Source organism: Streptococcus infantis (genome assembly GCF_047463175.1).
Taxonomy (GTDB): domain Bacteria; phylum Bacillota; class Bacilli; order Lactobacillales; family Streptococcaceae; genus Streptococcus; species Streptococcus infantis_AC.
This window is the reverse complement of the sequence record NZ_JASHEJ010000001.1, coordinates 161,121-176,204: the sequence shown is the minus strand read 5'-3', so window position 1 is coordinate 176,204 and position 15,084 is coordinate 161,121. Positions and strand designations below refer to the sequence as shown.

Annotated in this window: 16 protein-coding genes; 9 read left to right on the top strand and 7 right to left on the bottom strand. The window is 35.8% G+C overall.

The annotated features are described in order from the left end of the window. Positions 1-28: 28 nt before the first annotated feature. Entirely contained in the window at positions 29-634 is a 606-nt protein-coding gene (locus QM859_RS00905; RefSeq protein ID WP_414261780.1) for a hypothetical protein, read from the bottom strand. A 39-nt stretch (positions 635-673) separates the two neighbouring features. Between QM859_RS00905 and QM859_RS00900 the strand changes: the two genes are divergently transcribed. Continuing rightward, positions 674-802 carry a hypothetical protein gene (locus QM859_RS00900; RefSeq protein WP_257375206.1) on the top strand — a complete coding sequence of 43 codons (129 nt, stop codon included), beginning with the start codon at positions 674-676 and terminating at the stop codon, positions 800-802. 240 nt (positions 803-1,042) lie between these two features. Here the strand turns inward: QM859_RS00900 and QM859_RS00895 are convergent, their stop codons facing one another. Next, positions 1,043-2,911 (bottom strand): XRE family transcriptional regulator, encoded by a 1,869-nt coding sequence (locus QM859_RS00895; protein WP_414261778.1) that lies wholly within the window; start codon positions 2,909-2,911, stop codon positions 1,043-1,045. A 103-nt stretch (positions 2,912-3,014) separates the two neighbouring features. On the opposite strand from QM859_RS00895, the gene QM859_RS00890 reads away from it, so the two are divergent. The 8 genes from QM859_RS00890 (at position 3,015) to QM859_RS00855 (ending at position 8,628) form a co-directional block, all read left to right on the top strand. Next, the gene (locus tag QM859_RS00890) at positions 3,015-3,845 is read left to right on the top strand and encodes a hypothetical protein (protein ID WP_024388626.1); all 831 of its coding nucleotides are present in this window, start codon (positions 3,015-3,017) and stop codon (positions 3,843-3,845) included. Positions 3,846-4,095: 250 nt separating this feature from the next. Beyond that, the gene (locus tag QM859_RS00885; RefSeq protein WP_079268956.1) at positions 4,096-5,433 is read left to right on the top strand and encodes a DNA cytosine methyltransferase; all 1,338 of its coding nucleotides are present in this window, start codon (positions 4,096-4,098) and stop codon (positions 5,431-5,433) included. Between the two features lie 86 nt (positions 5,434-5,519). Further along, positions 5,520-6,209: a LexA family transcriptional regulator gene (locus QM859_RS00880; protein ID WP_414261777.1), complete on the top strand. Its 690-nt coding sequence runs from the start codon at positions 5,520-5,522 to the stop codon at positions 6,207-6,209. A 2-nt stretch (positions 6,210-6,211) separates the two neighbouring features. Beyond that, on the top strand, positions 6,212-6,439 hold the full coding sequence (locus tag QM859_RS00875; protein WP_046391441.1) for a hypothetical protein: 228 nt from the start codon (positions 6,212-6,214) through the stop codon (positions 6,437-6,439). Further along, positions 6,429-6,557, top strand: a complete 129-nt coding sequence (locus QM859_RS00870; protein WP_414261776.1) for a hypothetical protein — start codon at positions 6,429-6,431, stop codon at positions 6,555-6,557. The genes QM859_RS00875 and QM859_RS00870 overlap by 11 nt, the downstream gene beginning before the upstream one ends. A 4-nt stretch (positions 6,558-6,561) precedes the next feature. Next, positions 6,562-7,977: a Y-family DNA polymerase gene (locus QM859_RS00865; protein ID WP_414261775.1), complete on the top strand. Its 1,416-nt coding sequence runs from the start codon at positions 6,562-6,564 to the stop codon at positions 7,975-7,977. Then, on the top strand, positions 7,974-8,342 hold the full coding sequence (locus tag QM859_RS00860) for a hypothetical protein (protein ID WP_027974807.1): 369 nt from the start codon (positions 7,974-7,976) through the stop codon (positions 8,340-8,342). The genes QM859_RS00865 and QM859_RS00860 overlap by 4 nt, the downstream gene beginning before the upstream one ends. Next, on the top strand, positions 8,329-8,628 hold the full coding sequence (locus tag QM859_RS00855; RefSeq protein WP_414261774.1) for a DUF5960 family protein: 300 nt from the start codon (positions 8,329-8,331) through the stop codon (positions 8,626-8,628). The genes QM859_RS00860 and QM859_RS00855 overlap by 14 nt, the downstream gene beginning before the upstream one ends. Before the next feature lie 117 nt (positions 8,629-8,745). Here QM859_RS00855 and msr(D) read toward each other — a convergent pair whose 3' ends face one another. The 5 genes from msr(D) to QM859_RS00830 form a co-directional block, all read right to left on the bottom strand. Then, positions 8,746-10,209 (bottom strand): ABC-F type ribosomal protection protein Msr(D), encoded by a 1,464-nt coding sequence (gene msr(D), locus QM859_RS00850; RefSeq protein WP_414261773.1) that lies wholly within the window; start codon positions 10,207-10,209, stop codon positions 8,746-8,748. A gap of 119 nt (positions 10,210-10,328) precedes the next feature. Further along, complete coding sequence (gene mef(A) / locus QM859_RS00845) at positions 10,329-11,546, bottom strand: macrolide efflux MFS transporter Mef(A) (RefSeq protein ID WP_018374806.1); 1,218 nt, start codon at positions 11,544-11,546, stop codon at positions 10,329-10,331. 386 nt (positions 11,547-11,932) lie between these two features. Further along, complete coding sequence (locus tag QM859_RS00840; RefSeq protein ID WP_002941306.1) at positions 11,933-12,103, bottom strand: hypothetical protein; 171 nt, start codon at positions 12,101-12,103, stop codon at positions 11,933-11,935. A 390-nt stretch (positions 12,104-12,493) separates the two neighbouring features. Beyond that, on the bottom strand, positions 12,494-13,849 hold the full coding sequence (rlmD, locus tag QM859_RS00835) for a 23S rRNA (uracil(1939)-C(5))-methyltransferase RlmD (RefSeq protein WP_414261771.1): 1,356 nt from the start codon (positions 13,847-13,849) through the stop codon (positions 12,494-12,496). Between the two features lie 74 nt (positions 13,850-13,923). Beyond that, positions 13,924-14,898, bottom strand: coding sequence for a DUF1002 domain-containing protein (locus QM859_RS00830; protein WP_414261770.1), 975 nt, complete (start codon positions 14,896-14,898; stop codon positions 13,924-13,926). Between the last annotated feature and the right edge of the window lie 186 nt (positions 14,899-15,084).

Here is a 15,084-nt window from a genome sequence, read left to right as displayed (position 1 = left end):
CCTCAGAAATTGAGATGGCGATTTTCAATTATTGATTTAGTTCATTATATACCTCCTTTGCGAGTGCATGGGCTTTCTTGATTGCATCATACCCTTGGGTCTTTTTCAGACCAAGTTTTTCAATGATTTCCTGTTTGCTTATCGTGAAATCATGGTAAATCAGTTTGAGGATTTTACCGTACTTTTCATTACGTTGATAAACAACATCAATCAATTCTTCAAGTATTTCAATAAGCATCAGTTTCTCCTCGTGAGATGGGATTCCAGTTGGATCGTATCCAAATTTCTCATCATTATCCATATTCTGTAACATCTCATCTAAAGATAAATCATCATGCTTACCTTTAGAATGACGGCTCAAGTATTCATTGGTATCCATGTTAAAGACACGAAGGACATTCGCAAACTCTTCTCGCTCAACAGGTACAAATCCAACAAGAATTCGCTTTCCATAGATATTAAATGTTTTGAGATTATCTCGATTTACATCCTCGTTAACTAGCATCGTTTTATCTCTAAAAACGAAAGGAGCTAATACTTGTGTATCTGTAGGTTCTACACCATTATAAGACTTTTCACTTTGATAGCGATCTGGAGTATATTTTGAGTTTCGATTTTGTTCATTATTTGACATGTGTTGTCTCCTTTTCCTTCGTACACAAAGGAATTGGACATGCCAAAAGAACTATTAAATTTTGTTTCTGACCACATCAGCAGTTCCTTTGCTAAATCATGGTCAGCTGGCTTTATAGCTGAACTGCTATTTCTTAAAGACACAGTTAAAGCCTATAACGTAGGATAATTTCCCCATTACAAAGTATCTTTAAGAAGTCAATAAAATGTAGGATTAATCTTTACAACATAAGTATAGATCTTTGCAACCCTAAAAAACAGGTAGTCTAGACTTCCGTATCTAAACCCTATTGGCTATAATGTTCTTGATAAGAAAAAGCCTTGAAATAATCAATTAATGAGCAAAAAGCGGAAATTCAATTTCCGCTTTTTGGATTAAAAAAAAAAAGACCATCAAAAATTTGATAGTCTATAGTGTCTTCATTTGTGCTGCTTGTAATATCGTATTTATTTCAGCTAATGGTTTGTAATAACTTGTCGTTAGTAACAGTTTATAAACTTGATGCTGGTGAATTTTAGTTAATTTGTGTCCCGCCTTTTCAAGCATATCTTCGCTTATAGGAGGCATAAGTTTTAAAGCAAAACAAAATGCCAATGCTAACTCAAGCTTAGGTAGATTATCTTCTTTGGTTTCATAACTTCTGAGAGTTTTTTCCGTAATACCAACAATATTCGCTAATAATGGTTGAGAGCATTTTTTCCTCTTTCTGTGACTACGTAATGTCCCAGAGAATTCAAAAGGTAATTCCTTTAATAAATCAGAAATATTTTTTGAAAGTTTCACCATTTCTAAAGGTGGTAACTGATCCATTAAACTCGGATTCTGTAAAATCTCCACAAAGTCAGCTTTTATTTCGCTCTCTCTTGTTACCCCACGATTCAATACATAATCATAATAGTCTTCGTCAGATATGGTAGTATATTTCTTCGACTTTACCTTGAAAAGGAGACAACATTCATCCATATGTTCATAAGCATAATCAGTCATCACTGGTCCATCTTTTGTCATGGATATATATTTTTTATCTTTTAAACAAAGATGGTTATCAATGTAAAGAAACTTATTTCCATCAATGATTTGTCTGAATGACTCATTAAAACAATATTCAAAGCATAAATCATTCGAAGTGATTGTATAGCTACTTCCATTATCAAAAGCTTCAAGCTCAAAAGCGAAATTGTGCATATACCTATCATCTAAGTAATTGTAAACACCGTTTGCTTCTTTGAAGCCCAAGTCAATCATTCGAATTTTTGCTGCCTGCTTGGATACATTAAAGAATTCAGCAAGTTCATCAACCACTTCACGTACAAGTTCAGAGCGACTGATGTCAGGATTTACTAAGGTTAAAGTTTGAAATAACTCTCTAATCTTAATTTTCGTTTGAACTTTTGGCATAAGGATTCGAGGAGCAATCCCATTAGCATGCCACTCCATCCAATCAAGTGGAGACCACATGCTAGAATCTGCCTGATTTTCCTCTGTCCAACTACTAGATACTGAGTATCTATTATCAAGTATCATTCTTACTTCGTGAAATACTTTATGTAATTCCCAATGCACGCACTCATGAATGACAGTATTATTGAAAGATCCAACATTTCTCTTATAGACAACATCTTTATCTACCAATATACTTCCTTTGCTAAAATGCTTCGAGACAAGTTGGTCATTTTCTATCACCTCTACTTTAGTATCTTTAAAAACCATTTTACCAAAAACTGAATCGTCAAATGTTAACTTCTCTCGATGTATCGAAAGTCCCATCTCAGCGACAATTAACTCTACCGGTATAGGAGTTGGCTGCCTAAGTGCTACAGGATAATATTTTTTTAGAAATGATTCTGCAATGTTATCAAATTCTTTCTTAGGGATGTACGGAACCCAATCCCTACTAAGCATCAAATTTTTATTTTTTTTATATTGGTCAGATTTGAACTCTGCATTGTAAATATTAAAAACTTTAATACCTGAATCAAGCTCCATATCTACATAGACTGAAACGTACTTCGATTTCGTATCTAGTTCCATTTCACCTTTGATGTACTGACGAACAATAACATCCGCAATCACAATAATTTCAAGTTTCAGTTTAGAATTATCAACTACTTCATAGTAAATCTTATATAGTTCGAAATCATCAAACTCAATATATCCATTAGGTTCGGGCACCATGTAAGTAGATAAATCAGTATTATCTTTATTATTGAAAATGAATCCTCTAACAGTTTTTATGATTAACTCATGGTAAGTATCAAAAATATATTTATCGAACAATGAATCACCTTTAAGTAAGTGTATTTTTTAATAAGATTATAACACATTTTGTAAAGGCTTACGATTTTTGATATAATTATTTTATAAATTAGGAGGTAATGCCATGTCTAAAAGATCTGATGAATTTGAAAATAATATTGTGGAATTTGTAAAACAGAATATTAACCAACCTTTGCCAAGTCAATTACCCAAATGGATGATTGACGAAGGTATTGTACCAGGAGCTATAATTCAAGATGTAAAAGGTATAGGTAGCAAAGACAGTAAAAATAAAACAGATGTGATTATTCATTTATCAGAAGGGGCTCCAATAAAAATTTCTGCAAAGTTATTAAATGCTGACTACTTTGGAAATTGGTATGGGCATAAAAGGTTTATAGATGAATTTGGCTGCAAAGCATTTCAAAGGATGACTACTGCTGCTACTTGTTGGGCTAATAAATGGAGTGAAAGTACAAATGCACCTTTTGTAGGCGTTAGTATTTGTTTCGGTAAGAGAGCTGGAAAAACTTTTGATAATTTTACCGATATATTTAACATTGAGGATATTCTAACTGTAGCAAAAGGATACGGAGAAAGTGATTCTGTTGCTAACTGTATGTATATTGCTGATACTCCTGCTAATACACTTTCCGAACTTATTCAAAGTTTAGATGAAATTAGTATTGAGAACATAAATAAAGTAACTGAGGAATTTAAAGTTGCCTACAGACCTATCAACCCTATAACAGAAAAATCAAATAGGGGTAAGAATGTTTATTCTAAATTTAAACCATATAAGCGTTTAGATGAGCTTACGACGATTTCTAGTGCCAAACAACTATTTGAACTCGGAGAGTTTGTTACCGTTGAACCTACTAAAATCAATCACAATCATATTTTAGATGAATTAGAGAGAGACTATAATATCAAAATTCCACGTAAAGAATCATAACACAGTGGAAATTATTAAAATTAGAGTGTTTAAAGTCTAATTGTTAAAAACAATGATTCTAAATACTTATTTATTCTCTTTTCTATAATAATCCTAAACAAAAAAATATGATAATATCAATTTCTGAAAATACTAATCATACCAAAATATAATAAAAATTCTTTATTAGCTATTGTTTCGATTTATGTAAAGAAATATGGTAAAATGATTATTACAGAATTTAATAGAGAGTGCGAGAAAATCATAGATTATGTTAAGTACAAGCATAGAACCACATCAAAATTTTGAAAGTAATATCAAGACATCCGAATCCACTGAACGTTCTCGTGGTAAGTTTAAACCTGCAAAAGACTTATCACTAGATGAGATTCAGTCAGTGTTACTTAACAAAATAAAAGAAGAAACATCAAAAATCATTGAAGATGAGTTGGATGAAGAATTAATTAAAGAATGTAATAATTTCCAACCTAAAAATAAAATTAATGTTGTAAGTTTATTTTCAGGTGCTGGTGGATTAGACTTAGGTACAGAATTAGCCGGTCTGGTTACTTCAATCGGATATGATAAAGCTTTTGATGCGTTTCGCTCAAAAGAAATCTATGAAAATGAAAGAAAAAAATCAATTTTTAATACCGTATATACAAATGATATGTTTGTAGAAGCTAATAAAACTTACAAAAAAAACTTTAATCATAAAATTCTTCAGCATCAAAAAGACATACGAAAAGTAGCACACTTTCCTAATAATCAACTAATGATTGGAGGCTTTCCCTGTCCAGGTTTTAGCGAAGCAGGACCAAGGCTAATTGATGATGAACGTAATTTTCTTTACTTACATTTTATTCGCGCACTGATACAAACACAACCAGAATTCTTTGTAGCAGAAAATGTCAAAGGAATGATGACACTTGGAAAAGGTGAAGTTCTTAAACAAATTATTGAAGATTTTTCAAGTGCTGGTTATGAAGTTACTGCCCATCTAGTCAATGCGAGGGACTATGGTGTACCTCAATCTCGAGAACGTGTATTTTTAATTGGAGTCCACAAAGAAAAAATAGTGAAAAAATTTAACTATTCCTACTCCCTTCCACAACCTACTCATGGCAACCCCAACGAAATAAGCCTTTTTGCTGAAAGAAAGCCTTGGGTTACATTAAAAGAAGCTATCGGTGATTTAGAAAATAACCCTGGCCCATATTTTAAAGGTTCTTATAGTACTATCTACATGAGTCGAAATAGAAAAAAAAATTGGGATGAACAAAGTTTCACTATACAAGCCAGTGGACGTCAGGCACCTCAACATCCTGGAGGTGAACCAATGGAAAAAATAGGACATAATAAATGGATATTTAAAGGAGAAAATAGACGTCTTTCTGTAAAAGAAATTCAGAGAATACAAACATTCCCAGATTGGTATGATTTCAGTTTAGGTTCACCAATTGGAAAAAACGGTAAGCCTATTTCAGAAAATGCACTTCTTGATAAAGCATATAAGCAAATTGGAAATGCTGTCCCAGTCTTGCTAGCAAGGGCAATTATACAACCAATTTCTGATTTCTTAGCTTCTATCCATACAAACATAGAATAGCCCTACTCGTGTATGGCTATTTTATATTGCAATTTGTAGTATTTTTGTTATAATTTTGTTAAGTTATAATTTAACAAGAGGATTTTATGTTTTCAAAAGAACGTCTAAAGAATCGAAGAAATGAAAAAAAGTTATCACAATCCGAAATTGCTTCGAAAATTGGAATCAACAGAACTGCCTTTCATAATTGGGAATCTGGTAAATCTATCCCTAACCAAAAAAACCTAACAGCTCTCGCCAAAATCCTAGATGTACCAGTCACCTATTTCGAATCTGAGTACAATATCGTCAATAACTATCTTCAGTTATCTCCTGACAATCAGGCAAAAGCAGAAGACTTTGTAGAGGAGCTTCTTCTTTCTCAACAAACCTCTAACGTAACTCCACTCTTCTCAGTCCAAGTGCTATCAGATATCCAACTCTCAGCTGGTCTCGGAGAAGGATTCTTTGACGAGTTTGAAACCGAAACAGTCTACTCTGATGAGGAACAATACGGCTACGATATTGCCGCATGGATTGAGGGAGATTCTATGGAGCCCGTTTATAAGAGCGGTGAAGTCGCACTTATTCGCTCGAACGGTTTCGACTATGATGGTGCGGTCTATGCATTATCATGGAAAGACTCTGTCTATATCAAAAAACTCTACCGTGATGAGGATGGATTTAGAATGGTATCCTTGAATAAGGACTATCCAGAGAAATTCATCCCTTATGAGGATGAGCCAAGAATTGTTGGTCTAGTTGTAGGCCACTTCATGCCTGTAGTGGGGGTATAATCATGAAGCTAAAGGATATTTTAGAACTTGGAATGTATGGTTTCAACCCTGATTGTAAAGTTGAAATATTCAATATGGACAACTTTGAAGAACGACTAGAAAATGAAGGATTCGATGAAATTCTTATTCCTCAAAATGAGGATGCTAAAATCTATCCTTACGCTTTTTTGATTGAAGATTCTATTTTAATTGCTATGACCGAGGAGGATGACAATACCAATGAATGTTAAAGAATTGATTTACATCAAAGACGAACGTATTATCTTCACCCCTGACAAATTTGAATACGACATCACAGATTACATCGGTGAACTTATCGAAGAGCTAGAAAAACTTAAAAGGAGATAATCCTATGGGCTATATCGACTATTCTATTGAACCTCAAAGTGACATAGCCTTCCTCGATATGAAGTCCTTCTACGCTTCCGTAGAATGTGTGGATAGAGGTTTACATCCACTCTACACATCACTGTGCGTCATGAGCCGTGCAGACAACTCGGCAGGATTGATTCTCGCTTCTTCTCCAATGTTCAAGAAAGTCTTCGGTAAAGCAAATGTAGGTCGTTCCTACGACTTGCCATTTGATATCAACACTCGAAAATTCAGCTATCAAAATGCATGGAAACAGGGAATTGAGGTAACACCAAAGTATCAATCGTTTATTGAACACTGGGCAAAGCGTACACTCATCGTTCCTCCTCGAATGGACAGATATATTGAGAAGAATCTAGAGATTCAGCATATCTTTCAAGACTATGCTGCTCCAGATGACATTCTCCCCTATTCAATCGATGAGGGCTTTATTGACCTTACTAGTTCACTTTCTTACTTTATTTCTGATAAGTCAATGTCAAGGAAAGATAAGTTAGATAATGTTTCGGCTATGATTCAGAGAGAGATTTACCGTAAAACAGGTATTATCTCAACTGTCGGAATGAGCAATTCCAATCCTCTTCTAGCTAAACTAGCTCTAGATAATGAAGCTAAGAAAACTGCTACAATGAGAGCTAACTGGTCATACGAAGATGTAGAAACCAAGGTATGGGCCATTCCAAAATTAACAGACTTTTGGGGGATCGGTAGTAAAACCGAGATTCATTTACAAAAACTTGGTATTCATTCAATCAAAGAACTAGCCAATTTCAATCCTGATATTCTCAAAAAAGAATTCGGTAAAGTCGGTGTTCAACTTTGGTTTCACGCCAATGGAGTTGACGAGAGCAACGTCCATGAACCCTATAAACCAAAATCACGAGGATTGGGTAACTCACAAGTACTTCCTAGAGATTACAGAACCCAAAGAGAAATTGAAATCGTATTAGCTGAAATGGCTGATCAGGTTGCTAATCGACTGCGTTCAGCCCATAAGAAAGCTACTATCGTTTCTATTCATATTGGATATTCTAGGACTGAAATGAAAAAATCTATAAATGCTCAGAAAAAAATTGACCCCGCAAATCTCCCAAAAACAATGGTAAGCCATGTACTTGAATTATTCCGAAAGAAATACACCTCTGGTGCAGTGAGACAAATTGGTGTCTCTTATAGTGGCTTCGTAGATGAAAACTATACTCTACTATCACTATTTGATGATGTAGAACAAATTGAAAAAGAAAATAGACTTCAGACAGCTATTGATGTTGTCAGAGAACAGTTTGGCTTTTTAGCTATTCAAAAAGGAACCGTCCTAACTGAAGGTTCCAGAAATATTGAACGCAGTAAACTTATCGGCGGTCATTCCGCTGGTGGATTGGAGGGATTAAAATGATTGACCGTTCATACTTACCATTTCAGTCAGCAAGAGAGTACCAGGATACAAAGATGCAAAAATGGATGGGCTTTTTCCTATCTGAACATACATCAGCACTCACTGATGATGCAAACAAAGTAACGTATATGTCAGATTTGTCACTGGAGAAGAAATTATTACTCCTCAGTCAGGTGTATGCTGGGCAACTGAACACGCGCATTCATGTCGTTGAAAAAAACAATCGAGTTTCCTATACTGGAACAATACCAAGTCTGACCAAAGATTTCATATTAATAAAAACTCCAACAGGTCACATTAATTTGAAATTGAAAGACATTGTTAGTATTGAACTTGTAGAGGAGGTGCTCTATGAATCAGCTTGAATTTCAGCGTAATCACCTGCAAATGGACTATTACAGCGAGAGCTACCAAGATTTTGAACGTGACTTCTACCGCTACTCCAACATGAATATTCCATTGACCTTTCTGACTGATGATATCCTCAAAACAATGGCGACTTCACGTAAGAATTACTTTGTCCTGAATAAGGAGAAGTCCAAAGATAACCGCGATCACTTCTTCATATTTGAAGTAAGAACCTTAGAAGAGAATCCACTAATCTATCATTATACATATAAGAAAACTACATCATATTTAGCAGAAAAATAGGAGCAGTTCGATTTACTGTTCCTATTTTTAATATTCATAAAATCTAAAGTCTTTATACTCTTTAACAATGGAGTCGCCAACCAGAACAGACTATACTGACCAGCGACTACCTTAAATTTAATGTTTCAGATTTATTTTCTTATCTCTAATTTCATAAACTACATCTGCTACATTTTCGAGTAATCGTTTATCGTGGGTGATAAACACGATAGTTCCGGTGTACTCCTTCATTAGTATTTCCAAAGCCTCTAAACTTGGTATGTCAAGGAAGTTACTGGGTTCATCCATTATTAGGATGTTATATCTACCCATGAGCATTTTAGCAAGCAACAATTTTATAATTTCTCCACCGCTTAAAACAGATAAGCTTTTTCCAATATCGTTCTGTTTGAACCCCATAGATGCTAGCACAGAACGAATTTCTGATATATTGTAATCACAATCCTTCTGCATAAACTCCATAACATTCTGATTACTGTTGTACTTGTAACCATTCTGTGCAAAGTAACCTATTTTTGCCTTAGGTGAAATAGAAATTCCTTCTTCATGGTTTAAGATCATTTGGATTAAAGTTGTTTTTCCGGTTCCATTACCACCCGTTAATGCCACTTTTGCTCCTAGCGGAATTTGAAAAGATGCATTTTCAAACAGTGCCTTATCCCCAAATACTTTATTAATTTCCGCACCGACTATAGGGTATGGATTATGGAGCTCCAATGCTTTACTTTGCCTGAAACGAATTCTGCGAATGCCTTCCGGAGCTTCTACTTTTCCTAATGCCGCAATCCTGTTCTCTAGGGATTTAGCGGCATTATGCATCTTTTTTTCCTTACTTCCTATTGATTTTTGATGAGCTAAACGCCCTCCGCCTTCAGTACTTTTTTTCTTTGAAGAACCTTTTGCCTTCTGTTCTATTTTACGAGCCTGTTTTCGCTTTTCCTCCGCAGCCCTTTCCAATCGAGCACGTTCCGCAATAAATTGTTCGTATTCTGCAGCTTGTCTCTTACGTTCTTCCTCTTTCTGACGAAGATAATCAGAATAGTTTCCCCAATACTCAGTGATTTTGCCATCTTTCAGTTCCCATATTTTATCTACTATTTCATCAAGAAAATAGCGGTCATGGCTAATAACTAACAGTGCACCTGTAAAATATTTTAGCTGTCCTATTAGAAAATCAATTCCTTCACGGTCTAAATGGCTCGTAGGTTCATCCGCTAAAATACCATGAACCTGTGCCGATAAGGCCTGTGCTATTTTAAGCCTTGTTTCTTCACCACCGCTCATGGTCTGTATATTTAATTGCTCAACACCTAGCTTGCCTACAAGCGCAAAATCTTTTTCCTCCTGCAGAGTTACTTCGTCCAACTGGGGAATATAGGCAAGTTCACCCAGATGATTCATTTTACATCCTGGGGGAATTAATTCTCCTAAAAGTACCTTGAATAAAGTGCTTTTTCCTGCACCATTTGCTCCTACTAAACCAATACGGTCATAATCATATACTTCTAATTCATTTATATCTAAAACATCGTGTCCTTTGAATTCCACACGAATGTCTTTTGCTTTTAATATTAATTCCATAACATTTCCTCCTGTCTATAATCGCATGCTTTCATTTGCTTGTACGCAGGAAAAACCCTGCGATTTTAGCAGGAAGAATTACATGAAAATAAGATACATAAATATCCCTCCAATATTGTTTATTTTAAATCTAATTTTCTAATCTCATTTATCATTGGGCAAACTATTGCAATGCAAATAATTAAAATACCTGATAGTAAAAACCAATGATTTACACCGATTCTATCAGCAAAGAGTGCAGAAAGAATTAATCCAATTGGCATAGCAAGAGACATGATACTTCCAGTTAAAGAAAATACACGTCCTAAATATTCAGGCTTAATTTTCTCCTGAAAAAGAGCTGTTTGCACACCGCTGTAAAACGGAACAGAAAGCCCCATTATTGCACAGCAGACTACAAAAATGAAAAATCCACTTTGGGGAAGTAATCCTGAAATGGTTAAGCTTATCCCCATCATAAAAATGGATGCCGTTATTAATAAGATTCGCTTTTGGTAATTCCCAAATAACCCTAATAATAGACCCCCTATCAACATTCCAGATGCAAAGGAAATTTCCGTAATAGAAATATGCACAGGTGTTCCATTAAAGTAATCCATGCTAATTAAAGGGAATAGTGCATTAATTGGCATATAAACAAACATATATAATGTTCCAACGAGTAATAAAGCAAATAATCCTTTATTTTGCCGTAGTACAGCCATTCCTTCTTTCATTTCTCTTATGAAATTTGGGTCCAAACTTTGCACGCGATCACCCAGCTTAGGAATACGTACAATTGCTACCGTAATAGATGCAATCACAGCACCCAATACATCGATGGCAATAATAGCATTTAGTTCCCAAACGGAGTATAAGAGTGCTGCAACCGCCGGACTAACAATATAGCTTATAGACTGCAAAGACTGACTATAGCCTGCACATTTCGTAAGCTGTTCTTCTGGTACTAAAAGTGGCGTAACCGCATTGAGAGCCGGGGTGTGAAAAGCTGTTCCAATGCTACGGATAAACAATACTATCATAACCATCCAGACAGGTAGCTCCATATAGAATGCAACAATAGTAAGCACCGAACCAGCTGCTGCGATAATTAAATCAGCACCAATCATTATCTTCTTCCTATCATGACGATCCACTAGCACACCAATTGCAGGTCCAAAGACCGCATAGGGTAAAAAACCTAATAGTGAAGCCATAGACAAGACCATCGCGGATCCAGTTTTTTCTGTAAGGTAAAAAATAATCGCCATTTGCAAGATGGCACTAGTGATTAATGATACTGCTTGCCCTGCCCATATTGTATAAAACTTAAGTTTCCAATTGTTGTATTTTTCCATTTATATTATCTCCTGCATATTATTTTGCTTAAATTTCTATTTTGAATAGCATTATAGGCAATAAAAAAATGCAGGCCTAAATCCACAATGTGGCTTTTGGTCTGCATACATACAATTTGGAAACATTCATATTAAAGACATAGTTAAATAAAGGTATAGTTAAATAACCAATATCCTCACCGTAACTAATGAATGCTCAATATCGTATAAATAAGCACAACAAAAAAGCCTATCATCGGGTATAGATTCTGCTTTTCTTATTGCCAGCTTATCTTAAACGCATTGAGGCTGTCATAGTTTCGGTTCCTCCTACATCTTTGTTTATATCAATTTATAGTATAACACAACAAGATGATATGTTCAATATAAAAGTTATGGAATGAGTCTCATACTTCCAATTCGATGCCAGATTTAAAGGATATGACGAAGTGTTCTTCATAGACTGTAACGCTCTGGATTATCTTCCTTAGTAGCAAGCGATTAGCTTTCACAAAATCTTCTGTTTGTAGTTTTAAAAATTCATCAGGATTTTCTAACTCAACCTCAAAATATTTCATTTTACATTCCCTCATTTCATTTATTGATAAATTGAGTTTACAAAAAAGAGTGGACAATTTTTGTCTACTCTTAACCTTTAAAATAGTTTTTTTTAATCGATTTGAAGTTGCCTAAATTATTACTTATTCGGTAAAATGAAGTATTGCTTTCAACAGATTTCCTTCAACTACACTTCACTTGATTCAAACAAGGTGGGTACATTTCTATTCCCACAAACTCCTTGTCAATGGAAACAAACACGTACCCACAGGGTAAATGGAAATAGAAACTGATAATTTCTAGCTATCACTTCTACTCATTCCAAAAATTTTCTCACTCTGATACTTACCCACCATAAAGCAAAAAGCCTTGCAATCAAGGCTTTCATTATCCCTTTCGTTCAAAGGTTTCTAAGCTTTTAAGAGCAGAGTAACACACTCCACGTGATGCGTTTGCGGAAATAGGTCCACCGGTTGGACTTTCTTCAATTCATAGCCCAATTCTTGATAAAGTTTGATATCACGCGCCATGGTGGCGACGTTACAGGAGATATAGGCGATACGGTTAGCTCCTGTTTGGGCACTTGCTTTGATAAAGCTTTCAGTCAAGCCCTTACGTGGTGGGTCGACTAGGATGGCGGTTGGTTGGATGCCTTCCTTAAGCCAATTCTTCATGGCGTTTTCTGCTGTATCACAAACATAATGAGCATTGGTGATACCGTTCAACTCTGCATTCTTCTGGCTATTTTCTACTGCTTCGGGGATGACTTCGACACCATAAACTTCCTTAACATGCTTAGCGACTGATAAGCCAATAGTCCCGATTCCTGAGTAGGCATCGATCACCACATCCTCTTCTCTTAACTCCGCAAAATCAATAGCTGTCTGATAAAGCTTCTCTGCCATTTCGGTATTGACCTGATAAAAGGCTGGTCCAGAAATTTGGAAGCTATTCCCCAACATTTGGTCCGTAATGTAATCTTGACCATAGAGAACTCGCCATTCTTTTCCAAAAATGGCATTAGTATTCTGGTCATTGATATTTTGCATGACAGACACAATCTCTGGGAACTGCTTGATGACTTGTTCAATCAACTGTTCAACTCGGAAAATTTTAGGACGAGTGGTGACCAAAATGACCATGATTTCTCCAGAATGATGTCCTCGACGAACGACAAGGTTACGAATCAAGCCGGACTGTTCCTTCTCATCATAGGGTTTTAAGTCATAGCGACGAAGCAAATCACGTAAAGCCACAATAACTTGATCAATGACTGGATCTTGGATATAAAAATCTTCAAGAGGCATAAGATCATGAGAATTCTTACGGAAGAAACCAGTCTCCAGAACACCATTGACACGACGAACAGGAACCTGAGCCTTGTTACGATACTTGATCGGATTTTTCATGCCAAGAGTATCTGCGACCTCTATATCCATGATTCCAGCAATCTTATATAGGCTATCTTTTACTTGCTTGGTTTTAAACTTGAGTTGCTCCGGATAAGCTAGATGTCCCAAGTCAGCAATGCCTGAACGTAGGTAAGCCAAATCTAAGTCTTGGTTACGATGTGGAGATTGTGTAAGATATTCCTCAACCTTACCAAAGCCGATTTTCTTGTTGACTTTAAGGACACGCATAAGAATTTTTTCAGTCGGCAGAGCATTCTCTAAAAAAAAGACCAAGCCATCGATCTTGGCAACACCTGCTCCTTCATGGGTCAAATCGACAATCTCAACTTCTACAATATCATTTTTCTTTAACATAATTTTCACTTTCTATAAGCCGACAAAAAAAGACGGCAACAATCCTGTTACCATCTATTATACCATGAATTGATCTAAGCACCAAAACTCTTGAAGAAATCAAGGATAGTTTGCCAAATTGAGCTGAGGATGTTTCCACCGTCTTGAATAGCTTTATTAGCATCAAAGTTTAGATCGATATTGCTGAAACTATCACCTGCTTGTGCAACGATACTTTGTTTCAGATCTTTTAGCGTCTTAGTAAAGTCTTCGTTATTAAGAATATCGCTCTTTGAAAGATTGAAGGCAAAGTTGATGATGACATTGACTTGGTTGCCAGTAACTACTTGATCCAGTTTGTAGTTTTTCAAGGTATCTTCGACAATCTTACGAACATCATCTTCTGTAAGTTCACCCTTAGACTCTTTGGCTTTAGCAATAGCAGCCTTAATATCAGCAAGGGCTACATTAAGTTTATTGGCATCATAGCCAGATTTGTCCTTGTTTTCATCATTGATGTCTGACAAGGCTTTTAACTCCTCCTGAGCCAAGTTTTTATTTTCCTGAGGTAACTGAACACCATTAGACTCAAGGGAATAGTAAATACCTGCTAAGGCACTTTCACCAGTAACTGGAATTGGTGCAGCAACAGTGATACGCGCGTGCTCTACACCCAAGGTAACAGCAGCATTACGGTACATGTCTTGAGTGACTTTTGTGATATTTTCAGGTGTTTCAATCTTGACCTCAAGGGGAGATTTTTCTCCTAATTTTTGAATTTTTGCTGATGAATAAAGTTGAAGACTTGAATCATTTGCTACATTCATAATCTTTGAGTAGACATCCGGTGTCATAGTTTTCAACTGTTTTGTATCTTTAGAGGCATCGTAGCCAAGTTTTTTAAGTGTTTGATTTTTTTGATCTTCCGTTAATGAAGAACCTAAGACATACTCAGGTTGAACATAGGTTTCATCAATGACTTTTTGAATATTAGTTGCTGCTTGAACGCTTTGCAATGTTGCAACCGCCAAAAGAACAGCAGCGCTAGTCAGAAAGAATTTCTTTCGCATGAGACGTTCCTCCTTTTCTAGTCTAGCATATTAAAGTATCCTTAAAGAAAACTTATAAAAGAGAGTGGGACAGAAATCGGTAATTCGTTAGAATTCGATTTCGTCGTCCCACCTCCGCACAGTTGAGTAGGGCTGTAAAAGCTGATGAAATCAGCGTAGTATAGCCCACTCAACCACTGCGTCTTG